Genomic DNA, 24,668 nt, shown 5'->3' with positions numbered 1-24,668 from the left:
TAAGCCATCTTCCTCTTCCCTGAGGAAAATTTGCCTGACGATATGCTAAAAACCGCCGCAGGTTAGATCCCCAGCGCTTTTTTCACCGCCGGCTCCGCAGGTTTCCCGTCGCGGGTCGTCACGCCGTTAAGCCAGCCGGAGAGCAGTTCCGGGCGCTTCGCCAGCTCCGCTTTCGCCGCCTCGTTCACATCCTGTTTGTCGTCCAGCACGCGGGCGATAACTGCGTTTTCCAGCGCGACATCGAACTTCAGCTGGGTAAAGAAGCGGTTAAGGTTCGGGCACTGCGTCGCGTAGTCCTTGCGCGTCACGGTGTTTACGGTGGCGCTGCCGTAGTTCGGGCCGAAATAAGCATCGCCACCGCTCAGGTAGGTGAGCTTAAAGCGGGTGTTCATGGCGTGCGGCTCCCAGCCAAGGAACACCACCCACTGTTTGCGGTTCACGGCGCGGGTCACCTGCGCCAGCATGCCGCTCTCGCTCGATTCCACCAGGTTCCAGCCCTGCAGGCCAAAGTCGTGTTTATCGAGCATCTTTTTGATGTTCTGATTAGCGGGCGCGCCGGGAGCGATGCCGTAAATCTTATGGTCGAACTTATCGGCGTTTTTTTGCAGATCGGCAAAATCCTTCACGCCAGCGGCGGCGACATAGTCGGGAACCGCCAGAGTAAATTTCGCGGCAGGCAGGTTCGCGCCTACCACCTTAACCGAGCCATCTTCGGTAAATTTGCTGATAACCGGCTGCTGGGCGGGCATCCAGTTGCCAAGAAAAACGTCGAGCTGGCCGGTTTTTAGCCCCTGATAGGCCAGCGCCACGGAAAGGTTCTGCACCTTCTGCTCGTAGCCCAGCGCTTTCAGCACCGTGCCGGAGAGCGCATTGGTCGCGGCGATATCGGTCCAGCCCGGGTCAGACTGACTGACGGTGGCGCAGCTTGCCGGCTCGGCGGCAAAGCCCGGGAAAGCGGTGAGCAAGGCGATGCCAGGCAACAGCATGGCGGCGAGTTTTTTCATTTTCATTATTTGTCCCCGGCTGGGTGGGTGTAAGGACGCGGGTAGCGGGCGAAAGCTTCCTGCTCGTCCAGCGTCTGGTGGTTGCGAATATAGCGCTCTGAGGCTGCCCTGAAGGGCTGAAAGTCCCATTTCGCAATGGCGTCGCGGCCTGCTACGCGGGTTAAAAACAAACGCTTCTTCTGGCTTGCCAGCACCTGCTGGTTCAGATCTTCCACGTTCCAGTGCGCGGCTGCGCGCGCGGCGAACTCGCGAACGACGTCCTGATGCGAAGCCTTGCCGGCAAGGTTGTTCAGCTCAAACGGGTCTTGCTCCAGGTTGAAAAGCTGCGGCGCGTCGCTCAGCGAATACATGTATTTCCACGGACCGCGACGCAGCATCAGCATCGGCGCGATAGCGCCCTCCGCCAGATATTCGCTCACCGCCCCGTCCGGCCCCGGCTTGCCGCGCAAATGCGGCACCAGGCTCTGGCCGTCCAGCGGCGCGACAGCCTCATCGCGGCGGTCTTCGCCGCTCGCAAGCTCCACAAGCGTCGGCAGCAAATCTACCAGCGACACGCTCGCTTTTATGCGCCCCGGCGCAAAGCGCGACGGGCTGTGGACAATAAGCGGGATGCGCGCCGCGTTCTCAAAGAAAGACATCTTGTACCAGAGGCCGCGCTCGCCGAGCATTTCGCTATGGTCCGAGATAACAAAGACCACGGTGTTATCCGCAAGCCCCGTCTCCTCCAGCGTGCGCAGCACTTCGCCAAAGCAGTCGTCAACGTAAGCCAGCGCGCCGTAGTAAGCGTGGCGGGCGCGTTTGATTTGCTCTTCGCTCAGCAGCCCCTCTTCTGACTGGTACATGGCGCGCAGCCGCGCCGAGTGCGGATCGTTTTCTACGTCCCGGGCCTGAACCTGCGGCAGATCGATATCGTCTTCCCTGAACCGGTCGAGGTAGCGCTTAGGTATCGCGAAAGGATCGTGCGGGTGCGTCAGCGAAAGCGTCAGCAGGAACGGCCGCTCGTCGGGCTGGCGCGCGGCGTCGTAGAGCCGCTGGCGCGCCATAAAGAGCGCCTCGTCGTCAAAATCAAGCTGGTTGGTGCGCACGCACTCGCCCGCCTCCAGCACTGAACTCATGTTGTGATACCAGTCGAGGCGGCGCTCCGGGTGTCGCCAGTCCGGCGTCCAACCGAAATCGGCAGGGTAAATATCGGTGGTAAGCCGCTCGTCAAAACCGTGCAGCTGGTCCGGGCCGCAAAAATGCATCTTGCCGGAAAGCCAGGTGCGGTAGCCCTGTTCGCGCAGGTAGTGGCAGAAGGTGGGCGAATCGGCGCGAAACTCAGCGGCGTTATCAAACACCTTGTTGCGGGAGATAAACTGCCCTGTCATCAGCGAAGCGCGTGAGGGCGCACAGAGCGGGCTGTTGCAGTAGGCGGATTCAAATACCACACCTTCACGCGCCAGCTTATCGATATTCGGCGTCAGGCTGACTTTATTTCCATAGGCGCGCAACGCGCTCGCAGTTAACTGATCCGCCATCAGAATAACGATATTCGGTTTATTTATAAGCATTATTAACTCGCCACAGAAATAAAAACATGGCAGGTTTATCACACGCCATTTTCATTCTGTGAAGAGGCTATTTTATTATCATGACATAAGGTCAGTTTATGGCAGGTAAATTACAGCTTCCGCCTTTACAGGTATTAGTCGTATTTGAAGCCGCAGCCCGTCACGGTAATTTCACCGCGGCGGGAAACGAGCTTGGACTTTCGCAACCGGCGGTCAGCCAGCGTATTCAGCTGCTGGAAAATCTGCTCAACGCGCCGCTATTTGAACGTCGTCATCGGGGGGTGCAGCTGACCGAGGCGGGCAGCGGGCTTTACCAGATAGTGCGCGCAAGCCTCAACGAAATAAGCGAGCAGATTGAGCGCACGCGCTACCAGCGCAGCGTGCTTCGCATCGACACCGATATGGGCTTCGCCAGCTACTGGCTGCTGCCGCGCATGAACGCCCTGCAGGCGCTGATTCCGGGCGTGGAGGTGCAGGTATCCACCTCGCCTAACGACTATAACTTTCGCGACAGCAACGCCCATCTGGCTATCTATTTCGGCGCGGGGAACTGGCCGGGAACCCAGGCGCAGCGGCTCTTTCCTGAATCGGTCATTCCGGTTTGCAATCAGAGCCTTGCACAGGAAATCGGCGGCAACCCGACGGCGCAGCGGCTGCTTGATTTCCCCCTGCTGAAGCTTCCGGAAACCCGCCCGCAGCGCTGGCTTAGCTGGGAAGACTGGTTTCGCCACCACCAGATCAGGGGCCAGAGCCACGGCGCGTCGCGCACCTTCAACGCCTACTCGCTGGTTATCCAGGCGGCGATTGAAGGACAAGGCGTGGCGCTTGGCTGGCGGCCTCTGGTTACGCCGTTTCTGGCAAGCGGCCAGCTTCTTCAGTGCGGGCCGGAAGTGCGTACCGAGCGCGGGTACTATTTAATCTCCGCCAGCGGTAAACCTTTATCCGCACAGCAGGAGAAAGTCCGCGCCTGGTTATTAGATGAAGCCTGGCATTTTCACCTGAACCATAATCCATTGCCGGAATATAAATAAGCTAATGCGGAAATTGTCTATTGCCTGCATTAAAAGCATTAACTTTATTTTGCTTTTTTAATGTAGGGTGTAAACATTGCTGAAAAAGATAATTACGCCATGTCTGAACCGATAATTGAATTACGCGGGGTAAATAAACATTATTACCCAACGGCGAAGCGCGCATTTTTTTCACGCCCGGAAAACGCGCAGCCGGTAAAAGCCCTGAATGCGGTTTCGCTGTCGATATTTCCCGGCGAGATTTTTGTCATTGTCGGCCTTTCCGGCTCCGGCAAATCTACGCTCTTGCGCACGCTTAACTACCTGATACCGCCGAGCAAAGGCGCGGTGCTGTTTCAGGGGCGCGAGCTTGGCTCGCTGACGGCCGCGCAAACTGTCGCTCTGCGCCGTGAGCACATCGGCATGGTCTTTCAGTCTTTTGCGCTTTTTGATGAGCGAAGCGTGCTGGACAACGTCGCCTTCGGGCTGGAAGTGGCAGGCATGGCGCGTGCAGAACGCCACGAGCGGGCGCGCGCCATGCTTGCGAAAGTAGGGCTTGGCGACGTGGCGAACCAGTACCCGCACCAGCTCTCCGGCGGCATGCAGCAGCGTGTGGGGCTTGCCCGGGCGCTGGTGGTGAACCCTTCGGTGTTGCTGATGGACGAGGCGTTCTCGGCGCTCGACCCGATTATCCGCCGCGAAATGCAGTCGCTGCTGCTGACGCTTCAGGCCGAATCTCGCCGCACCGTTGTTTTCGTTACCCATGACATGGAAGAGGCGCTGCGCCTCGGTACGCGCATCGCCATTATGGAAAAAGGCGAGCTGGTGCAGGTGGGCGCGCCGGAAGCGCTGATCAACGCCCCTGCCACCCCTTATGTGCGCCATTTCTTCTCCGGCGTGGACACGTCCCGCTGGCAGATGGCGGAAACCTACACCGACATCTGGCAACCGCGCTGAGGAGCTTATGACCTACCCGCTTGATTTCAGCCGCCAGATTGACGAGGCCATCCACTCGCTGCTCGCCCACGCGGGCGGCTTTTTTGATGCGCTGGCGGTGGTGATTGATACCTTCGCCGGCGGCCTTGAAACCGTGACCGCCTGGCTCACGCCCTGGGGGCTGGTGATACTGGCGACCGGCATCGGCGCCTGGCGCATCGGCAAGGGCTTTGCGCTTTTCGCCCTGCTCGCCACGCTCTACATCATTTACAGCGGCTACAGCGAGCACGCCTCAATTACGCTTGCGCTGACGCTCTCCTCCACCTTTTTCAGCCTGCTTATCGGCATTCCGCTTGGCATCTGGAGCGCCCGCCGGGCGCGGGTGGGAAGCGTGGTGCGCACCCTGCTCGACTTTATGCAGACCATGCCCGCCTTCGTTTACCTTATCCCGGCCACCATTCTGTTTGGCCTTGGCAGGCCGCCGGGCATCTTCGCCACCATTCTTTTCTCTATGCCGCCGGTGGTGCGCCTGACCGATTTGGGCATTCGCCAGGTCAGCGCCGCGCGCCTTGAAGCGGGCATCGCTTTTGGCTGCACTCCCTGGCAACTGCTGTGGAAGGTGCAGTTGCCCGCCGCACAGCCTTCCATTATGGCGGGCGTGAACCAGACCATCATGATGGCGATGTCGATGGTGATTATCGCCTCGATGGTCGGCGCAGGCGGGCTTGGCAACGATATTCTCAGCAGCATCCAGCAACTGGATATCGGCCTTGGCTTGCAAAGCGGCATTGTGGTGGTGCTGATGGCTATCCTGCTCGACCGCCTCTCGGCGAGCTTCGCCCGCCGCAGGGAGAGATAAAAATGAAAAAAGGCTTTCACCTGATGGCCAAGCCCGCCAGCTTTCACTGCAACCTGGCGTGCGATTACTGCTTCTACCTGCCGAACGGCGAAACGGTGCTGCACGGCCAGCCGCCGTCGCGGGCGATGTCCGAACCGGTGCTGCGCCAGTTTATTAAGCGCTATATCGAAAGCTCGCCTGGCAATGAAGTGGCGTTTACCTGGCAGGGCGGCGAGCCGACGCTCGCGGGGCTGGACTTCTATCGCCGCGCCGTGGCGCTGCAAAAGCAGTACGCGGGCAACAAGCGCATCACCAACAGCATGCAAACCAACGGCGTGCTGATTAACGACGAGTGGGCGCGCTTTCTGGCGGAACATCATTTCCTGATGGGCATCTCTGTAGATGGCCCGCAGCCGCTTTACGACGCCTACCGCAAAACCCAGTCGGGCGGCAGCGTTTTTCACAAAGTGGTCGACGCTATCGGCCACCTCAAGCGCCACGGCGTGGCGTTCAACCTGCTGGCGGTGGTCAACGACGTCACCGCGCAATACCCGCTGGAGATCTACCGCTTTTTGACTCAGGAGTTAGGCGGCCAGCACCTGCAATTTATCCCGGCGGTGGAGCCGATGCCGCGCGCGGCGCAAGCGGCCCGCTTTGGCGAAACCATCGCGCTGGAGCACGGCAGCGCGGTGGCGCCGTGGTCGGTCTCCGGCGAAGCGTATGGCCGTTTTCTGATAACGCTCTTCGATGAATGGGTGCGCCGCGACGTAGGCCGCGTTTTCGTGCAGATGTTTGATAACACGCTGACGGCCTGGACCGGCAACACGCCGGAGCTGTGCGTGATGCAGCCAACCTGCGGCGCGGCGCTGGTGGTGGAGCAGAACGGCGATGTCTACAGCTGCGACCACTTCGTCGCGCCCGAACACCACCTCGGCAACATCCTGCGCGACGCGCCGGACAAGCTGGTCGCCAGCAAGCAGCAGCGGCGCTTCGGCAATGCCAAAACGCCCACGTCGCCCACCTGCCAGCGCTGCGAATACCGCTTCGCCTGCCAGGGCGGCTGTCCGAAGCACCGCCTGGCGCGAGACGGCAAGCACCGGCAAAACCACCTGTGCAGCGGCTACTACGCCTTTTTCCGCCACGCCGCGCCTTATATGACATGGATGGCGCAGCAGCTGGCCCGGCGCCAGCCGCCGGCAGAGATTATCAACGTCGCGCCGTTTATCGCGGCAAAGCAGCGTGAGCGCGACCAGGCGTAAGCCATTGGCGCAAAACGCTATAAGGCCTGTTTTTTCACTGTCAGACAAAGCAGAAGCCCCTTTTTATGCTCGGGCTGTTTACGAAAACCTATAACTATTTCACGAGAGGGATCGATTTTGGCAAGGTTAATCAATGTATTACAACTCGCTTCGCCGTCTTTTCTGAAGGCGGCGCTGGTCGGCGGCGCGGTCGTGTTTTCCTCGCTGAGCCTCGCGGACGATGTGCTCAAAGAGGGCATTACGCCCGCGGCAGACGCAAGCCAGCTCCCCGCTGCGGCAAAGCTTCGTAAAGACACGGTGGTGGCGGGCATCTCTGAACCGCAGGGGATCTTTAACCCTTACTTTTTTGTTAACGGCTGGGATGAGAACGTGACCAACGTCATTTTCTCGCGCCTTATCGACTGGGACAGCCAGGGCAAACTGGTGCCGGGACTGGCCGAAAGCTGGACGGTAAGCCCCGATGGCAAAACCTATACCATCAAGCTTCGCCCGAACCTCGCCTTCAGCGACGGCTCGCCGCTCACCGCCGAAGACGTGGCGTTCACGCTCACGCTTTTGCATGACCCGAAATATGACGGCGACACCGACATCACGCTTGCCAATATTGAAGGCGGCGCAGACTACAAAGCCGGCAAGGCGCAGCGCGTCAGCGGCCTGAAAGTGCTCGACCCGCTGACCTTGCAGGTCACCACCACCCAACCGGGCGCCACCACGCTTGCGAAAATCGGCGGGCCGGTGCTCTCGAAGGCGTATTACGGCAAAGGCTACCAGCCCGGCCAGCTTGATTATCTGCGCACGCTGCACGTCAAGCCGCTCGGCAACGGGCCCTACGTGTATGAAAAATACATCCCCGGCCAGGAGATCCGTTTCCACGCCAATACCCATTTTTATCGCGGCACGCCGCCTACCCCGCGCTTTATCTACCGTGTGACTAACCCGTCCACCAACTTCCAGCTGTTCCAGACCGGCGAGACGGATTATGACGCCTTCACCTCGCGCCCGGATGACATCGAACAGCTCAAGCTGCTGGGCTTCGCTAACATCAACCTTTATGGCTCAAGCGACTACAGCAAGGTGGAGTTCAACCTCAAGCGCCCTGCCCTGCAGGATGTAAAAGTGCGCCAGGCGCTGATCTACGGGCTGGATCGCCAGAAGCTGATTGACGTGGTCTACCAGGGCTACGGCTCGGTAGCCATCGAACCCATCGCGCCTATCTCCTGGGCCTACGACACAAGCGGCGTGAACCCGTATAAATATGACCCGGCGCAGGCGAAAAAGCTGCTGGAGGAAGCAGGCTGGAAGCCCGGCCCCGACGGCATTCGCGTGAAGGACGGCAAGCGTCTGGAGCTGAGCCTGCTGGTGAGCAAGAAGGTGCTGAACGACGCGCTGGTGCCTGTCGCCAAAGAGAACTACCAGCAGATTGGCGTGCTGCTCAAGCCGCAGGTGGTGGACTTCAACGCCCTGATGGCGGCGCGCAAAGCGGGCAACTATGACCTGGCCTCTTTCAGCACCAGTACGCTGAACGATCCGCACGACGGCGTCTGGGATTATTACAGCAGCGAGGCGGCCGTGCAGGGCTACCACAACGCCGAAGTCGACAGGCTCATCACCGAAGGCAACGCCACGCTGGAGGTGGAAAAACGCAAGCCGATTTACCACCAGCTCTACAAGGTGCTGGCGGAAGACCCGCCGGTTATCCTGCTCGGCAACCGCAAAATTTTGTCGGCCAGCAGCGCCCACGTCACCGGGTTTAAGCCCGACATTTATAACGGCCTGACCGGCAGCCTGCCGGATGTGAAAATCGTTAAGTAAGATCCGTTGAACCCCCGGCCGCCGCGTCTTACCGGGCGCGGCGGCGCTGAGAACGTCATGAGAAACTTTATTCTGCGCCGGCTGCTGCAAACGCTTCCGATGCTGTTCTTCGCCTCGTTCATTATCTTTCTGCTGTTCGCTAAAACGCCCGGCGATTTTATTGACGGCAACGTGACGCTGACCGCCCAGCGTGCCGCCGAGCTGAAGGCGCTCTACGGCCTCGACCAGCCGCTGCTTTCGCGCTATCTGCACTGGCTGGGCCAGCTGCTGCGCGGTGATTTAGGCTTTTCGCTGCAATACCAGATCCCGGTCAGCCAGCTGTTGAACCAGTACATCTGGAATTCCTTTCTGCTGGCGAGCATCGCCATGATCCTCTACTGGGTTATCGCGCTGGCGGTGGGCATTATCTCGGCCATGAAGCCCGGTTCGCTGTTCGACCATCTGGTGAGCGTGGTGATTTTCGCCGCGATGTCTTTTCCCACCTTCTTTCTCTGCCTGCTGCTGATTAAGTGGTTCGCAGTCGATCTGCACTGGCTGCCGGTGGGCGGCATGACCAACACCGGCAGCGATGCGACGGGCTGGGCGTGGGTCGCCCAGGTCGCGGCGCATCTGGCATTGCCGGTGCTGGCGCTGGTGATGCTGCAGGCGGGCAGCCTGACGCGCTATTTTCGCGCCAGCCTGCTTGATGTGGTGAAGATGGATTTTATCCGCACCGCCCGCGCCAAGGGGCTTCGCGAGCGTACGGTTATCCTCAAACACGCCCTTCGCAACGCCCTGCTGCCCATCATCACCCTGCTCGGCTTTGAACTGCCGGGGCTTTTCTCCGGGGCGTTGATTACCGAAAAAGTATTTAACTGGCCCGGCGCCGGGCATATTCATATCGACTCGCTGGCCGCCCGCGACTACCCGGTGCTGATGGGCTTCACGCTGTTTCTGGCGGTGTTAACCATTCTTGGCAACCTGCTTGCCGACGTGCTTTACGCGTGGGCCGACCCGCGCATTCGGGTGAGGTCGTGATGCTCAATTCGCTTTTTTCCACTCAACGTCGCCTGCGCAAGGCGGGGATCCCGGCGCTGGCGCAGGCCGCGCCCTCTCCCTGGCGCCAGGCATGGCAGCGGCTTAAGCGCAACCGGCTGGCGATGCTTTGTCTCGCGCTGCTGGCGGTGATGGCGCTCTGGTGCGTGCTGGGGCCGCTGTGGTCGCCCTGGCGCAACGACGCCACCGACGCGCTGATGATCAACAAAGCGCCGAGCGCGGCGCACTGGCTCGGCACCGATTTTCTTGGCCGCGACATTTACACCCGCCTGCTGCTGGCCGGGCGCATTTCGCTGATAGTCGGGCTGCTGACGATGCTGCTCTCCGTCACCCTCGGCTACCTGCTGGGCGCGCTTTCCGGCTACGTGGGCGGCGTGACGGACAAGCTGATTATGCGCTTTGCCGACCTGGTGATGACCATCCCCAGCCTGCCGCTGTTAATTGTGATGGGAGCCATGCTCTCGGAACTCGATTTCTCCGCCGATGCCCGGGTTTATATGGTGATTATTATGCTAAGCCTGCTGGAGTGGCCGAAGCTGGCGCGGCTGGTGCGCGGGCAAATTCTCTCGCTGCGCGAGCGGGATTTTATGCAGGCGGCGAAAGTGCTGGGCTTAAGCGCCCGCCGACGCCTGTTCGGCCACCTGCTGCCTAATACGGTGCCGATTCTGGTGGTGATGGCGACCATGGCGGTGGCCAACGCGATTCTCAGCGAATCGGCCTTAAGCTACCTCGGCCTTGGCGTGGTGCCGCCTACCCCTTCCTGGGGCAACATGATGGACGCCGCCAACAGCCTTATCGATTTTCAACGTCGCCCGTGGCTGTGGATGCCGCCAGGCGTGGCTATCTTGCTCACCGTTATCGCCATTAACGTGCTGGGCGACGGTCTGCGCGACGCCCTCGACCCAAAAATGCAGCGGAGGATCAGATGACCGAACCGCTTATTCGCTTTAATCAGCTCTCCCTTTCTTTCGCCGCCGACCACGGACGGGTGCGGGCGGTGCAGGAGGTCTCATTCGGGGTGAAGGCGGGACAGATTGTCGGCATTGTCGGCGAGTCCGGCTGCGGCAAGAGCGTCACGGCGATGTCGCTGATGGGCCTGCTGCCTCCCCAGAGCGCGCGCATCGACGGCGGAGAAATCCTTTATCAAGGCAGCGATCTGCTTAAGCTGCGCCCGTCTCAAATGGCCGACCTGCGCGGCAACCGGCTGGCGATGATTTTCCAAGAGCCGATGAGCGCGCTCAACCCGGTGCTGACGCTTGGCGAGCAGTTGGTGGAGCCGCTTATCCGCCACCGGGGCGAGTCGCCTAAGGCCGCCTGGCAACACGCCACGCAGCTTCTTCGCGAGGTGGGGCTGGCGCGGGCGGAAAGCCTGATGGAGAGCTATCCCCACCTGCTTTCCGGCGGCATGCTGCAACGGGTGATGATTGCGATGGCGCTTAGCTGTAAGCCGCAGTTGCTGATAGCCGACGAGCCCACCACCGCGCTGGACGTAACCGTGCAGGCGCAGATCCTCCGTTTGCTGCGCGATCAGGCAAGGCAGCAGCAGATGGCCTTAATGCTGATCACCCATGATCTGGGGGTGATCGCCCAGATGGCGGAGCATGTGGTGGTGATGTATGCCGGCCGGGTCGTGGAACAGGGGCCGACCGCCGACGTGCTGCGCCAGCCGCAGCACCCTTACACCCGCGGGCTTATCGCCGCGCGCCCGGTGCCGGGCACGCGACGCCGCCGCTTAGGGTCGATTCCAGGTCAGGTGCCGGATCTCGCCGCCCTCCCGCCCTGGTGCGCCTTTGCGGACCGCTGCGCGCGCGCCACCCCGCGCTGTCGCGAGGGCATTCCGCCCTTAAGCGGGCAACGACAGCAGGCGGCCTGCTTTTATCGCGGTCAACTTTCCCCTCAGGAGCAAGCGGAACAGGAGGCGCGCCCGTGAGCAACGATTATGTAATTGAAGTCGAAAACCTGGTGAAGCACTTTCCCGTCTACGACGGTCTTTTCGGCGCGGCCACCGGCCAGGTGCGGGCGGTGGACGGCGTAAGTTTCGCGATTCGCAAAGGAACGATTTTCGGGCTGGTGGGCGAATCGGGCAGCGGGAAAACCACCGTGGGCCGCACCCTGCTCGGGCTTTATGCGCCAACGGCGGGCAGCGTGAAGTTTCACGGCGAGCCGCTGCACGCCTTAACGCCCAAAGCGCGCAAAGCGTTAAGCCCGAAGCTGCAAATGGTGTTTCAGGACCCGTACAGCTCGCTCAACCCGCGCATTCGCGTGGGCGACGCCATCGGCGAGGCGATGCTGGAGCATAAGCTTTGCAGCAGAGCGGAGCTTGCAGGCAAGGTGGCGCAGGTGATGCAAATCTGCGGCCTGCCGGCGCAATACGCCAGCCGCTTCCCGCATGAGTTTTCCGGCGGCCAGCGCCAGCGCATCGGCATCGCCCGGGCGCTGATTTTACAGCCGGAGTTTATCGTCGCCGACGAGCCGATTTCCGCGCTGGACGTGTCGATCCAGGCGCAAATCATCAACCTGTTTGCCGACCTTCGCGATGACTTAGGCGTGACGTTTCTTTTTATCTCCCATGACCTCGGGGTAGTCGAACACCTGTGCGACGACGTGGCGGTGATGTACCTGGGGCAGCTTGTGGAAACCGCAAGCCGCGACGCCCTCTTTCGCCAGCCGCTGCACCCCTACACCCAGGCGCTGCTCGCGGCGGTGCCAACGCTTGACCCGAACAGCGAGCCGGTGGCGGCCGTCCAGGGCGATATCCCGGACCCAACCCGCCCGCCGCCGGGCTGCCGCTTCTCCTCACGCTGCCCCAACGCCACCGACCTGTGCCGGCGCGAAGCGCCGCTTTTGCGCGACGTCAACGAGCCGGGGCACCGCGTGGCCTGCCATCACGTGTAGCGGTTTTACGCCACCGCGCGCTTTCCGCTTAACGCATCGAGTCGCCTTACTCGACGGCCCGCCAGCACCGCACCGCGCAGCCGCCCTCGCCTTCGCGCAGCGCCTGGGGTTGTTCGCAGCCGCTTGCCGCCATGGGGCAGCGGTCGCGAAAATAGCAGCCCTGGGGCAACCGGCGGTTGCCAGGAAGCTCGGTTTTGCGCGGGGCGTCGTCCAGCAGCGGGCGCCCGGCCTGCGGTACCGACTCCAGCAGCAGCCTCGTATAGGGATGCTGCGGCGCGCCCAACACCTGCTGCGCCTGGCCCAGTTCGACAATCTGCCCGAGATACATCACCGCCACCCGGTCGCTCATGTGGCGCACCACCGAGACGTTATGAGAAATCAGCACATAGGTGAGGTTGCGCTGCTGCTGAAGCGTCACCAGCAGGTTGAGGATTTGCGCCTGCACCGAGATATCCAGCGCCGACGTGGGTTCGTCCAGCACGATGATATCGGGCTCGGAAGAGAGCGCCCGGGCGATGGCGATGCGCTGGCGCTGCCCGCCGGAAAAGGCGTGCGGCAGCCGGTCGAGGTATTCCGGGCGAATGCCCACCTGCAGCGCCAGCTTCTCCGCCAGCGCCCGACGCTCGTTTTCGCTGTTGTGCTTTTGGATCCACACCGGCTCGGTGATGATGCGCCATACCGGCAGCCTGGGGTCAAGGGAAGAGAGCGGGTCCTGAAACACCATCTGCATGCCGCTGCCCGCCCAGGAGTTGGGGCCGCGGGCGCGGCTGCATTCGCCCGAACTGGGTTTCAGCATGCCCATCAGCAGCTGCGCAAGGGTGCTTTTGCCGCAGCCCGACTCGCCGACGATGCCCAGCGTTTCGCCGCGACGAATCTGCAGGTCCATCCCGTTTAGCGCATGAACCCGCTCGGTGACGCGCCCCAGCCAGTTGCGGCGCGCCGGGAAATTCACATGCACATTATCAAGTTCCAGCAGCACGTCAGACATGAGTTACCTCCCCTTGTGGATACCAGCAGGCGGCCTGTTGACCGGGCGACGCGCACGGGCGCAGCGCGGGCTTTTCGCCGCAGCGCGGTCCCGCCGCGAAACAGCGGTCGCGAAAGGCGCAGCCGGCGGGCAGTTGAGTGAGATTAGGCACCGTGCCGGGAATGGCGGGCAGCGGCGCGCGCGGTTCGCCATTCTCCGGCGCGCAGCGCAGCAGCCCCAGCGAATAGGGGTGCGTGGGATGTTCAATTAGCTGCGCCGTCGGGCCGCTTTCAATCACCGCCCCGGCGTACATCACATACATACGGTCACAAAGCTGCGACACCACCGCCATATCGTGGCTGATAAACAGCACCGCCGTGCCGCTCGCTTTCGCTTTTTGCTTCAGCAGGCGCAGCACCTGACGCTGCACGGTCACATCAAGCGCGGTGGTGGGCTCATCGGCGATAATCAGCTGCGGCTCGCAAGAGAAAGCAAGCGCAATCATTACCCGCTGGCGCATGCCGCCGGAAAGCTCGAACGGGTAGCGGGCCAGCGCCTGCTCCGCGTCCGGGATCTGCATCTCGTCGAGCAGGGAAATCGCCTTTTGCTTCGCCGCCTCGCGGGAGAGCGATTGATGCTGGCGGATCACTTCCACCATCTGTTTGCCGATGCGCCGCGTCGGGTTCAGCGCCGTCATCGGCTCCTGGAAGATCATCGATACCCGCGCGCCGCGCCACTGGCGCAGCTGTTTCTCGCTCGCGTTCAGGATATCTTCGCCAAGCAGCGTGACGCGCCCGCCGCGAATGCGGTAGCTCTCCTCCGGCAGCAGGCGCATCGCCAGCATCGCGGTCACGGATTTACCGGAGCCGGATTCCCCCACAAGGCCCACTATCTCGCCGCGCTTCACCTCAACCGAGACGCGGTTGAGGGCGCTTACCTCGCCGCGCCACACCGGAAAGCTCAGTTGCAGATCGTCGATGTGCAGTACGGTATCGCTCATCAGTGTCGTCCTCCCGCTTTCGGATCCAGCAGGTCGCGGATGCCGTCGCCAAACAGGTTAAAGCCCACGGCGGTGATAAGGATCGCCGCCCCCGGAAAGGTGCAGTACCACCACTGGTCGAGCACGTAGTTGCGCCCGATGGCCACCATCGCCCCCCACTCCGCCGAAGGCTGTTGCGCTCCCAGGCCGATAAAACCGAGGGTGGCGGCCATTAAGATGGCGCTGCCGATATCGAGTGACGCCTGCACCACCAGCGGCGGCAGCGCGTTGCGCAGAATATGCCAGCTGATGAGGTGCCAGCGCGATGCGCCGAAGGTGCGGCTCGCCTGCACGAAGGTGAACTGACGCACCACCAGCGTCTGCCCCCGCGCCAGGCGCACGTAAAACGGAATGCGCACAATGGCGATGGCGAGCATGGCGTTGAACAGGCTCGGCCCGAGCGCCGCCGCCAGCGCCATGGTCAACACCAGTGACGGAATGGAGAGCATGATATCCATCAGGCGCATGATGGCGGCGTCACCGCGCCCACCGAGCACGCCGGAGAGGCAGCCCAACAGCGAGCCGAGGCCGCCCGCAATCACCACCACCACCAGCCCGGCGGTGACGGACTGCTGGCTGCCCACCAGCACCCGGCTGAAGAGATCGCGCCCCACTTCGTCGGTGCCGAACCAGTGCAGCGCCGAGGGCGGTTGCAGCCGGGCGGTGAGATCCAGCGCGTTCGGATCGTAAGGTGTCAGCCACGGCGAGAAGATCATCAACAGCAGCATCAGCGCCATAATGACGCCGCCCGCCAGCGTCAGCGGGCTGCGTCTGAGCAGCCAGAAGGTTTTCGCCCAGTCGATGCGGCGACGGCGCGACGCGATCGCAGCCGGTCTCTCTTCGGTCATCATCATTGCGTCTCTCCCCGACCGATGCGCGGATCGATCCACAGATAAAGCAGGTCCACCAGCAGGTTAACCAGCACGTACGCGAACGACACCACCACGGCGAACCCCATCACCGCCGGGAAATCGAGCGCCTGAATGGAAGCCACCACGTAAGCGCCCATTCCCGGCCAGGCGAAGACGGTCTCTGTCAGCACCGCGCCGTAGAGCAAGTCGCCCAGCGCCAGCCCGAGCACCGTCACGGACGGGATCAGCGCGTTCGGCAGCGCATAGCGCAACACGATGTACCAGCCCGGCAGCCCGCTCGCTTTGGCGGTGCGGATGTAATCTTCGCTAAGCTGCTCCAGCATGGCGGAGCGGATCTGCCGCGCCACTATTCCTAAATGGACGAAGGCCAGCGTCAGCGAAGGCAAAATCAGGTGCTGGAGGGCGTTAAAAAAGACCTCGCCATCGCCCGCCAGCAGCGAATCGATAAGATAAAACCCGGTCACGCGCGCGGGGGGATCGAGCCAGTCATCCAGCCGCCCGCTGCCCGGCAGGATCTGCCAGTGGCCGTAGAACAGCACGATGACGCCAAGCCCCAGCCAGAAGGCGGGGGTAGAGATCCCGGTGATCGCCATCAGCCGCACCAGGTGATCGAGCCAGCGGTTGCGGTAAACGGCGGAGAGAATACCAAGCGGGATGCCGATGACCATCGCCAGCACCAGAGAGCAGAGCGCCAGTTCAAGCGTCGCCGGGAAAAAGGTTTTGAGATCCGCCAGCACTGGCCGCCCGGTGCGGATAGACGTACCCAGATCGCCCTGAAAAAGATCGGTCACATAGCGATAAAACTGGATATAGAGCGGTTGATCCAGCCCCAACTGCTGGCGGATGTGCTGCACTATTTCATCCGTCGCTCTGTCGCCCGCCAGCAGGCGCGCCGGATCGCCTGGGATCAGATGCGAAATAATAAACGTAATAACGCACACGCCCGCCATTACAAGAACAAGCCCCCAGCTGCGCTGGCGCAAAATGGTCCAGAAAGTCATAGATCCCCCTCGCGGAGCCGCTGCTTCGGCCCCGCGTTTCAGTGCTTACTTGCTCATGGTGGCGACATTGAAGACCTGCTCCAGCATCGGGTTGAAGACGAAGCCCTTCACCTCTTTGTTCATCGCCAGCTGGTAGTTTTTCTGGAACAGATAGACATAGGCCGCCTCGTCGATAACGGTTTTCTGCGCCGCTTGGTAATCCTTCGTGCGCGCCGCCTGGTCAGTGGTGGCGAGCGCCTGTTGCAGCAGCTTGTCCACCTGCGGGTTTTCATAGAACGAGCGGTTGCCCGGCAGACCTTTTTTATCCGACTCGAACCAGTAGTTCATAAACATGTACGGGTCGGCGAAGTCCGGGCTCCAGTTGCCGATGGCGATGTCGTAGTCGCCCTTGCCGACGCGGTCGCGCATGGTGGCGTTGGCGAGCTTCTCAAGCTTCACGTTAATGCCAAGCTTGCTGAGGCTCGCCTGGGTGGAGAGCGCGATAGGTTCCCAGTTCGGGTCGTTGTCGGAGTAGAGGAAGCTTAAGGTTTTCGGCTTATCCGCCACTTTCTCGAAGGCCGCTTTCGCCTTCGCTTCATCGAACGTGTACTGCATCGCCCCAGCGTCATAGCCCCACATCCCTTCCGGGATAGGCCCGCGCATCTGCTTGCCGTTGCCGCTCAGGATGCCTTTCACCATCCCCTGATAGTCGGTGGACCAGGAGATAGCGCGGCGCAAATCCGCCTGGTTCAGCGGCGCTTTGCTGTTGTTGAGATAGAGATAGGTCACGCGCAGCGCCGGGAACTCCGCCACCGCGACCTTGCCCTCCTGCTTCAGCGCGGTGAGCTGATCTGTTGGCAGAGAATCCGCGATATCAATATCGCCGCGGGAAAGCTGCAGGCGACGCGAGGCGCTCTCGCCGATAATCTTCACCGAAACGCGCTTAAAGTTGGGCTTCGGCCCGGCGTAGTGCGGGTTCGGCACCAGCACCAGCTGCTGCCCTTTCTGCCAGCTTTTCAGCATAAATGGCCCGGAGCCGGCGGTGTTCTCCGCTAAAAAGCCGCGGGCGTCGTCCGCCGCGTGCGCTTTTAATACCGCCGGGTTGATGATGGAGGCGCCGTCGTTGGCCAGCGTGTAGAGAAACGGCGCAAATGGCGTCGCCAGCGTGAACTTCACGGTGTGTTCATCCACCGCGTCCACTTTCAGGTCTTTGGGAAACGCCTCTGACGGCCCCTGGTTGATTTTCAGCAGCCGCTCGAATGACTGTTTCACCGCATCAGCCGTCACCGGCGAACCGTCGGCGAACTTCGCGTTTTTGTTAAGCGTAAAAGTCCAGGTTTTCTGGTCTTCCGAAGCCTGCCAGCTTTCCGCCAGGTCCCCTGTCACCTCTGTCGACCCTTTGCCCCCGTCGGTTTTGTACTGCACCAGACGCTGGTAGGCGGGATAGGTAATCGTCCAGTCGTTGTTGTCGATGGTGACCGCCGGGTCGAGGGTTTGCGGGTCCGCCGCTTTGCCGATAACCAGCATATCTTTCGGCACCGCCGCCTGGGCTGCGGGCAGGCAGAGGGCGATAGCGGCGGCAATCAGGGCCGGACGTAACAGCGAAACGCAGGTGTGTGTTGTCTTCATCACAAAGCTCCGGATCAAAGGGGAAGTGTCGTTATGGTTTTTGGCGCATAGCAGCCGAACAGGTCGTTCAGCAGTGGATAACTGGCGGCGTTGGGCAGCTCAAAGTGCCACCATTCGCTTTCGATGCCGACAAAGCCGCCGCCGTACATGATGGCGTTCAGCAGCAGGCGGTTGCGCTGGGCGGCGGGCGGCACGGAGGGGTGGTACGCGTGCGAGCGGTCGTGCATTTCGTCAAAGCCCGCGCCCATATCGAGAATGCGGCCCTGCTCGTCCATCAGCGTAAGGTCTATCGCGGTGCCCCGGCTGTGGTTGGAGCCGATATCCACCGCGACGACATATTCCGGGTTCGGGCAGGCCTGCCAGAGCAGCGCCTGCGCCTGCTGCGGGCGATACGCGTCGTAGACCATCAGCCGCAGCCCCGCCAGCGCGGCGATGTGGATGCTTTTTGAAAGCGCCTGCGCGGCGTCCGGATGCAGCAAACAGCGGGCTTCGCGATAGATTGGCGCGCCGGTGATGTTATCTGCGCTGGCGTATTTCAGGTCGATACAGAGCGTCGGGAAAACGGCGTCCAGTTCGACCAGTTCATATGGCTGAGTCATAGCACCTGTCCTGTTTAGCGTTCAAATTGACCAAATTCCTGCTGCAGCTGGCGGTTCGCCGCAAGACGGCCCGCCAGCCGCTCGCCCAGCTCATCCACCACGGCGGAGAGCAGCAGGTTGAAAAGACAGCTCACCGGCGCGAGGGAATCCCAGAAATGGCCGGTGTCGGTTTTGACCTGCAGCAGATCGAGCTCAAAATCCCGCGCCCAGGGGCACCAGAGATCGGTGACCAGCGCAATCCCGATGCCGCGGCTGCTCGCTACCCGACAATACTGGCGAGCCACGGTTGAGTAAGCGCGGGTGTCCGTTACCACCACATAGGGGCGGGCGTATTCGGAGTTCAGCGACTCAAGCCAGCTGCCGGAAAGCCCTTCGGCGTAGCTCACGCGGGGGCGCAGGTATTCCAGATGGCTAAAGAAGGCGTTGGCGATGCCGCGCGTGGACTGAATGCCAAGAATAAAAACCGCATCAGCACTGGCGAGCCGCCCCGCCACGCGGCGAAACGCCTCGCCCTGCGCCAGCTGGTAAACGTGATTGATGGCGTCGAGTTCCAGCGCCAGCGACTGGCGAGCGCGGTCCGGCAGTCCGCGCTGCTGCTGCCAGGAGTCGAGCCGCTCGTTGATGCCCCACGGCTGATAGGGCGCCTGCGGCTGCTCGCGCAGGCTGCTTTTCACATCTTCCAGATTGCGGTAGCCGAGCTTGCGCAAATAGCGCCCGACGGTAATGCCGCTGGTGCCGGTGGCGCGCGCAATGCTGTCTGCCGTTTCAAACGGGATTTGCGCCGCGTGGTTGAGCAGCCACCCCGCCACGCGTTTGCCGCTGGGGGTTTGCTGGCTGAATGTCGCTTCGATTCGGGCAATCAGTTCGGGTTTGCTCGCCATTACCGCCTCGATGTTATTTCGCTGTCATCGCTCGTCACGCTGTTACATGACTAACAATGCACGGCGTGTGCCAGGTTTACGCCGAAGGCAAAAACGGCGCGCTGCAGCGGGCTGGCAGGGTCATAAGAAATACTTCTGGTTAACAAAAGATCAACAATTGTGCAGCATAGTGCAGTTTTGGTGCAGATAAACGGCAAGGCGCAGGTTTCGTCGGCGGGGTCACGGTTCAGGCCCGGGCGAAGCAAGAAGAAGTGATGAAGGCGGCAAAACGGACGCGCTGTAAGCGTTGTTTCGGATTATATAAATAGTCCGTTAAATTTAACTGTATATAATCACAGTATTTTAAGGGTAAGCCGCAGCTCGTTTTGCAGCTTACCCGTACCGCAAACCGCTTCAGGAGGGAAAGGATGATGTCAGTGGATGGGAATAACATAACGTCAGAGCCGGGCGTGGAAGAGGCTTCGCTGCATCGGATTAAAGTGAGCTACGCCACCCGCCACAGCGACCACGTGCCTGTTCCGGCGCTGAACCTCAAAGGCAAATGGCTCGAAGCCGCCGGATTTCCCACCGGCGCCGAAGCGGATATTCGCGTTATGGCGGGCTGCCTTGTCATCACCGCCCGTCCCGCCGCGCGGGAGCCGGAAGAGCCGGAGCTGATGAAAGCGCTGCGCAAGGTATGCAAGCTTTCGGCGCGTAAGCAAAAGCAGGTGCAGGAGTTTATCAGCGTGGTGACGGGAAGCGCGGCGAGGAAATAAACGCGGAAGCGCGTTTTACAGGTCGTGCCCTGCCAGAATATGGCGTATTAAACCTAAAGCGAATTCTCTAAGATGACGCTTTTAGCCGGGCTGCAAAGTCCGGCACGCCGCGCCGTTAAGGGAATGCCCGAATGAAAAAACGCTATGTTCTTTTGCCTACCGTAGCCATTGTTGTTATCTGGCTGCTGGTTTACATCCTCTCTCGTTATATTGCGATGTCGGATGTCAGCGAACCCACAAATACCCTCTTTAATATGTTTAACGTGCTCTTTACGGCGCTTGCCTTTACCGGGGTGATTGGCTCTCTCTATTACCAGACGGCTGAATCCCGACGCGCCTCTAAAGAGTTGGTGGAACGCTCCATTCTAGAGCTTTTTACGCTTTATACCGCCAGCGATTTTCAAAAAACAAAAGACAATGCTTTTTTCTGTCTGCTATTGGCGGTGAAAGACAGCCAGTATGCGCGTTTTCTTACCAGCCGACTTTTCCCGATTGAACGCAAACCGTTTCCGGATTCGGTGCTGGCGCATTACAGGGCATTTAAACCGGAGCTGGCGACTAAAAGCCGCGAAGAGATCATCGACTATGACCGCGCCGCCCGGCTGAAGCTCGACGATGCGCTTAACTTTTTCGCCATGCTTTCCCACAAAGAGGCGGCGAAAGAGGTCATAAAACATGTCGATTTCGCTTATGACTGGTGGCGTCCTACTCTCTGGCTGATAGCGCAGTTGCAAAAAGAGAACCGCGAACAGCATGCGTCTATTCAGCGATATTGCCGTAACCCGCTGCTGCACGTCACGCTAAGCCAGCTCGATGCAATATACGGCTACCCTCTCCTCACTACAGAGGAAGAGATCTATGGCTATCTTCGCGCCCACCCGTGGTTGCAGGAACAACATATCGACCCGGCGTTTTTTGCAGGAAGACCGTAAGAAGAACCGGTAGCATTGCCGTTATATTTAAAGGCTCAAAAAACTTATTACAGCTAATGGTTTAATCCGGATGTGCTGTTTAGCATCTGAGATCAATAACAAGAGTTCCCTGTAAATTTAAACACGCAGCAAGGACGTTCCTATGTCGACTTTCGATAGCACTAAGCTCCCGCTGAAAGATCTTCTTAAAGAGATTGTGAGCGGCAAAATACAGTTACCCGACTTTCAACGCGGTTGGGTGTGGGATGACGAACATGTCCGCAGCCTGCTGGTAAGCCTTGGCCGCTCGTTTCCTGTCGGGGCGGTAATGTTGCTCGAAACCGGCGGCGAGGTGCGTTTTCAGGTCCGCCCCGTAGAAAATGTTCCGCCGCAAGGGCTTGCTGCTCCGGAAAAACTGATTCTGGACGGACAACAGCGCTTAACCACCCTGACGCAAGTTTTGAAGCTTTCAGGCCCGGTAAAAACCACAACGGAAAAAGGAAAACCGGTCGACCGCTATTATTACATTCATATTCCAACGGCGCTGGCGGGGCCGGACAGACTGGATGACGCCCTGATAGCGACTGACGGCAGCCGCCAGATCCGCAGCGATTTTGGCCGCAACATTGTTCTCGATCTTTCCACGCGAGAGCTGGAATGCCAGCAGCTTTATTTCCCTTGCGCGGAAATTCTGGAAGCTATGGGATGGCTACAGGATTTGTATCAAATGAATAGCGCTGCTGTACCGCAATTCTTTGAGTTTAAATCGCAGGTGCTGGACGCTTTCAACGATTACCAAATCCCGCTGATCGTGCTGAAAAAAGAGACCAGCAAAGAAGCGGTGTGTCTGGTATTCGAAAAAGTGAATACTGGCGGCGTACCGCTTTCCGTCTTTGAACTGGTGACGGCAAGCTACGCTGCCGATGGCTATAACTTGCGCGATGACTGGTACGGTAGCGAACTACGCAACGTTTCATCCCGCCGGCAACGGCTTGCCGTTGAGCCGCTCCTGCGCGGCGTGGAGAATACCGACTTTCTCCAGGCCATAACCATGCTCCACACGCTGGAAAAAAGAAGAGCCGATCTGGCAGCAGGCAAAACGGGTAAACAAGTGTCTCCCGTAAGCGCCAAGCGCGCCTCCGTACTGGAGTTGCCGCTTTCAGCGTATCTGAAATGGACGGATACTGTTGAGCAAGGGTTCCTGCGGGCAGCCAAGTTTCTGCGCCAGGAGTGTTTTACATCACAACGGGACTTGCCTTACCGCACACAGCTGGCGCCTCTTGCGGCCGTGCTGGCGGTCATGGGCGATAACGAACGGTGGCGCGAACCACAAATTTACCAGAAGCTGGCGCGCTGGTACTGGTGCGGTGTTTTAGGCGAGCTTTACGGCGGCGCGGTTGAAAGCCGTATGGCTAACGATGTTGAAGAATTACTGGGCTGGATTGAACACGCAGGAGATGTGCCTCGTACCATTAATGATGCCACATTCCAGATCGATCGCCTCAGTTCTCTTACCTCTCGCTTAAGCGCGGCTTATAAAGGGATTAATGTTCTTGTCTTAAGAGAAGGCGCGCACGATCTTTTCTGGAAATCGCAGATCCGCAATCTTGAAGCGGATGAAGTCGCATTAGATATTCATCATATTTTTCCTAAAGACTGGTGCGAGAAAAACGGCATTACACGACGCCTGTACGATTCGATCATCAACAAAACGCCGATCTCTTATAAAGCGAACAGAATGATTGGCGGCTCGGCTCCTTCGGTTTATCTGGCGGCGCTGCAATCCCACCCGCAAGTTCAACTGGACGATGCCTCTATGGATAAGCTGCTGGCAAGCCATCACATGCCGGTTGCCCCATTGCGTGAAGATGATTTCATCACCTTTTATGAACTGCGCCAGAAAGCGCTATTAGCCCTGATTGAAAAAGCGATGGGCAAGGCGTCTAACCCAGCGTAGAAGTGGTTTTTCCTGCAAGTGAAGACCGGCCCGGCAAATTACTCATGCCGGGCTGCTGTATATCCTTCTGGTTCACTGCTGTTTTTCTCTATGCGCTCATTGCCCAACCTGAACGAGAGGGGGTTTTGCTTTACTTTGCGCTCTGGCAAAACCGGTCTGCCGGGGTAGCCGTACATTTCCCCCTTTGCACCATCCCCCCCTTCGCCTCTATGCTTACCCCATGGAAAAATTAGCTGAACTCAAACGAACCAAGCGCCTGGCGCTTTCGCTGCTGCTGGTCGCGATAGCGACCTTTATCACGACCCTCTTTCTGCCGCCAAACTTCTGGGTGAGCGGCCTGAAGGCGATTTCAGAAGCGGCGATGGTCGGCGCGCTGGCGGACTGGTTCGCGGTGGTGGCGCTGTTTCGCCGCGTGCCGCTGCCGTTTATCTCTCGCCATACCGCTATCATCCCACGCAATAAAGACCGCATTGGCGACAACCTCGGGCGCTTCGTGCAGGAGAAGTTTCTCGATACCCAGTCGCTGATAGCCCTTATCCGCCGCCACGAGCCGGCGAACATTATCGGCGCCTGGCTCAGCCAGCCGGATAACGCCCGGCGAGTGGGGCAGCAGCTGTTGCAGGTGATGAGCGGCTTTCTTGAGCTGACTGACGACAGCCGCATCCAGGGGTTGTTGCGTCGGGCGGTGCACAAGGCGATTGATAAAGTGGATCTCACCCACTCGAGCGCGCTGGTGCTGGAGAGCCTGACGAAGAATAACCGTCACCAGGTGCTGCTGGATGCAATCATCGCGCAACTCATCAAGCTGATTCAGAAAGAGAGCTCGCGTGAATTTATCGCCCGCCAGATTGTGCACTGGCTTAAGACCGAGCATCCGCGTAAATCCAAAATTCTGCCTACCGAGTGGCTGGGCGAGCACAGCGCCGAACTGGTATCGAGCGCGGTAAACTCCATGCTCGACGACATCAGCCAGGATCAGGCCCACCAGCTGCGCCAGGCGTTTGACCGCGCCACCCTGAAGTTTATCAACAAACTGAAAAGCGACCCGGAGATGGCGGCGCGCGCGGAAAGCATTAAAAGCTACCTGAAAGAAGACGAGGCGTTTAACCGTTATCTGGGCGAACTGTGGGGGGACCTGCGAAACTGGCTGAGGGCGGATATGCACAGCGAAGATTCGCGCACCCGCCAGCGCATCGCCGACGCTGGCCAGTGGTTCGGCGAAACGCTGGTGAACGACGCCACGCTTCGCGCTTCGCTGAACGAACACCTTGAGCGGGCCGCCACCAACGTCGCACCGGAATTCGCCGCGTTCCTCACGCGCCATATCAGCGACACGGTAAAAAGCTGGGATGCGCGGGATATGTCGCAGCAAATCGAGCTGAATATTGGCAAAGATCTCCAGTTTATCCGCATCAACGGCACGCTGGTTGGCGGCGCGATAGGGCTGATGCTTTATCTGCTGTCGCAAATACCGCTGCTGCTGCGCATGGCGGGCATGTAAAAATAGCGTGACCCTGCGCCGTTTTATTTTCCTGACTGCATTACGCGAGGCGAAAAGGAATTAAGTAAATCCTTTTCGCCTTTATTTTTGCGGCGTAATCCATTTTATAAAAAATGCCACCATGCATTTTCATGTCTTATCGATAAGCCGTTGCACAACCCCGTGTGAATCCAGTCACAAACGGGGAAAACAGGTTTTTTATCCATATCTGTAGCAGCTTATTAACTATCTCTGTTAT

The 24,668-nt window shown here is 59.9% G+C and carries 22 protein-coding genes; 13 read left to right on the top strand and 9 right to left on the bottom strand.

Features of this window, described 5'->3' with window-relative positions:
- Positions 1-62: 62 nt before the first annotated feature.
- Complete coding sequence (choX, locus tag IEX01_RS12780) at positions 63-1,010, bottom strand: choline ABC transporter substrate-binding protein (RefSeq protein WP_200864106.1); 948 nt, start codon at positions 1,008-1,010, stop codon at positions 63-65.
- Entirely contained in the window at positions 1,010-2,554 is a 1,545-nt protein-coding gene (gene betC, locus IEX01_RS12775; RefSeq protein WP_188723986.1) for a choline-sulfatase, read from the bottom strand. The genes choX and betC overlap by 1 nt, the downstream gene beginning before the upstream one ends.
- A 98-nt stretch (positions 2,555-2,652) precedes the next feature.
- Here betC and IEX01_RS12770 point away from each other — a divergent pair, with 98 nt between their 5' ends.
- The 9 genes from IEX01_RS12770 (at position 2,653) to IEX01_RS12730 (ending at position 12,339) form a co-directional block, all read left to right on the top strand.
- Positions 2,653-3,585, top strand: a complete 933-nt coding sequence (locus IEX01_RS12770) for a LysR substrate-binding domain-containing protein (RefSeq protein WP_024559396.1) — start codon at positions 2,653-2,655, stop codon at positions 3,583-3,585.
- A gap of 99 nt (positions 3,586-3,684) precedes the next feature.
- Positions 3,685-4,521: an ATP-binding cassette domain-containing protein gene (locus IEX01_RS12765; RefSeq protein ID WP_024559397.1), complete on the top strand. Its 837-nt coding sequence runs from the start codon at positions 3,685-3,687 to the stop codon at positions 4,519-4,521.
- Between the two features lie 7 nt (positions 4,522-4,528).
- A complete protein-coding gene (locus tag IEX01_RS12760; protein ID WP_024559398.1) occupies positions 4,529-5,359 on the top strand; it encodes an ABC transporter permease in 831 nt (276 codons plus the stop codon).
- A gap of 2 nt (positions 5,360-5,361) precedes the next feature.
- The gene (locus tag IEX01_RS12755) at positions 5,362-6,597 is read left to right on the top strand and encodes an anaerobic sulfatase maturase (protein ID WP_024559399.1); all 1,236 of its coding nucleotides are present in this window, start codon (positions 5,362-5,364) and stop codon (positions 6,595-6,597) included.
- A gap of 117 nt (positions 6,598-6,714) precedes the next feature.
- Complete coding sequence (locus IEX01_RS12750; RefSeq protein WP_188723985.1) at positions 6,715-8,409, top strand: ABC transporter substrate-binding protein; 1,695 nt, start codon at positions 6,715-6,717, stop codon at positions 8,407-8,409.
- Between the two features lie 57 nt (positions 8,410-8,466).
- The gene (locus IEX01_RS12745; RefSeq protein ID WP_028019942.1) at positions 8,467-9,426 is read left to right on the top strand and encodes an ABC transporter permease; all 960 of its coding nucleotides are present in this window, start codon (positions 8,467-8,469) and stop codon (positions 9,424-9,426) included.
- Positions 9,426-10,373 (top strand): oligopeptide ABC transporter permease, encoded by a 948-nt coding sequence (gene opp4C / locus IEX01_RS12740; RefSeq protein WP_188723984.1) that lies wholly within the window; start codon positions 9,426-9,428, stop codon positions 10,371-10,373. The genes IEX01_RS12745 and opp4C overlap by 1 nt, the downstream gene beginning before the upstream one ends.
- Positions 10,370-11,374, top strand: a complete 1,005-nt coding sequence (locus tag IEX01_RS12735) for an ABC transporter ATP-binding protein (RefSeq protein WP_029591320.1) — start codon at positions 10,370-10,372, stop codon at positions 11,372-11,374. The genes opp4C and IEX01_RS12735 overlap by 4 nt, the downstream gene beginning before the upstream one ends.
- On the top strand, positions 11,371-12,339 hold the full coding sequence (locus IEX01_RS12730; protein WP_024556524.1) for an ABC transporter ATP-binding protein: 969 nt from the start codon (positions 11,371-11,373) through the stop codon (positions 12,337-12,339). Before IEX01_RS12735 ends, IEX01_RS12730 begins: the two co-directional genes overlap by 4 nt.
- Before the next feature lie 46 nt (positions 12,340-12,385).
- On the opposite strand, the gene IEX01_RS12725 is transcribed toward IEX01_RS12730, so the two are convergent.
- From IEX01_RS12725 to IEX01_RS12695, 7 genes are all read right to left on the bottom strand, one after another.
- Entirely contained in the window at positions 12,386-13,327 is a 942-nt protein-coding gene (locus tag IEX01_RS12725; RefSeq protein ID WP_188723983.1) for an oligopeptide/dipeptide ABC transporter ATP-binding protein, read from the bottom strand.
- The gene (locus IEX01_RS12720; RefSeq protein ID WP_188723982.1) at positions 13,320-14,306 is read right to left on the bottom strand and encodes an ABC transporter ATP-binding protein; all 987 of its coding nucleotides are present in this window, start codon (positions 14,304-14,306) and stop codon (positions 13,320-13,322) included. The genes IEX01_RS12725 and IEX01_RS12720 overlap by 8 nt, the downstream gene beginning before the upstream one ends.
- Positions 14,306-15,199, bottom strand: a complete 894-nt coding sequence (ddpC, locus tag IEX01_RS12715) for a D,D-dipeptide ABC transporter permease (RefSeq protein ID WP_024556527.1) — start codon at positions 15,197-15,199, stop codon at positions 14,306-14,308. Before ddpC ends, IEX01_RS12720 begins: the two co-directional genes overlap by 1 nt.
- Entirely contained in the window at positions 15,196-16,218 is a 1,023-nt protein-coding gene (locus IEX01_RS12710; RefSeq protein ID WP_024556528.1) for an ABC transporter permease, read from the bottom strand. Before IEX01_RS12710 ends, ddpC begins: the two co-directional genes overlap by 4 nt.
- Positions 16,219-16,263: 45 nt before the next feature.
- Positions 16,264-17,724, bottom strand: coding sequence for an ABC transporter substrate-binding protein (locus IEX01_RS12705; RefSeq protein WP_229701854.1), 1,461 nt, complete (start codon positions 17,722-17,724; stop codon positions 16,264-16,266).
- 116 nt (positions 17,725-17,840) lie between these two features.
- Complete coding sequence (ddpX, locus tag IEX01_RS12700; RefSeq protein WP_024559735.1) at positions 17,841-18,425, bottom strand: D-alanyl-D-alanine dipeptidase; 585 nt, start codon at positions 18,423-18,425, stop codon at positions 17,841-17,843.
- A gap of 14 nt (positions 18,426-18,439) precedes the next feature.
- Positions 18,440-19,306: a MurR/RpiR family transcriptional regulator gene (locus tag IEX01_RS12695; RefSeq protein ID WP_188723981.1), complete on the bottom strand. Its 867-nt coding sequence runs from the start codon at positions 19,304-19,306 to the stop codon at positions 18,440-18,442.
- Positions 19,307-19,716: 410 nt separating this feature from the next.
- Between IEX01_RS12695 and symE the strand changes: the two genes are divergently transcribed.
- The 4 genes from symE to IEX01_RS12675 all read left to right on the top strand — a co-directional run bounded on the left by symE (position 19,717) and on the right by IEX01_RS12675 (position 24,430).
- Complete coding sequence (gene symE, locus IEX01_RS12690) at positions 19,717-20,061, top strand: endoribonuclease SymE (RefSeq protein WP_029697670.1); 345 nt, start codon at positions 19,717-19,719, stop codon at positions 20,059-20,061.
- A gap of 131 nt (positions 20,062-20,192) precedes the next feature.
- Complete coding sequence (locus IEX01_RS12685; protein WP_024556533.1) at positions 20,193-20,993, top strand: hypothetical protein; 801 nt, start codon at positions 20,193-20,195, stop codon at positions 20,991-20,993.
- 142 nt (positions 20,994-21,135) lie between these two features.
- Positions 21,136-22,929, top strand: a complete 1,794-nt coding sequence (locus tag IEX01_RS12680; protein ID WP_188723980.1) for a DUF262 domain-containing protein — start codon at positions 21,136-21,138, stop codon at positions 22,927-22,929.
- 220 nt (positions 22,930-23,149) lie between these two features.
- Positions 23,150-24,430: a DUF445 domain-containing protein gene (locus IEX01_RS12675; protein ID WP_024556534.1), complete on the top strand. Its 1,281-nt coding sequence runs from the start codon at positions 23,150-23,152 to the stop codon at positions 24,428-24,430.
- The last annotated feature ends 238 nt before the right edge of the window (positions 24,431-24,668 follow it).

Source organism: Franconibacter daqui (genome assembly GCF_014644275.1).
GTDB lineage: Bacteria > Pseudomonadota > Gammaproteobacteria > Enterobacterales > Enterobacteriaceae > Franconibacter > Franconibacter pulveris.
Note: the sequence above shows the minus strand (reverse complement) of the source record. Positions and strands in the feature narration are given on the sequence as shown.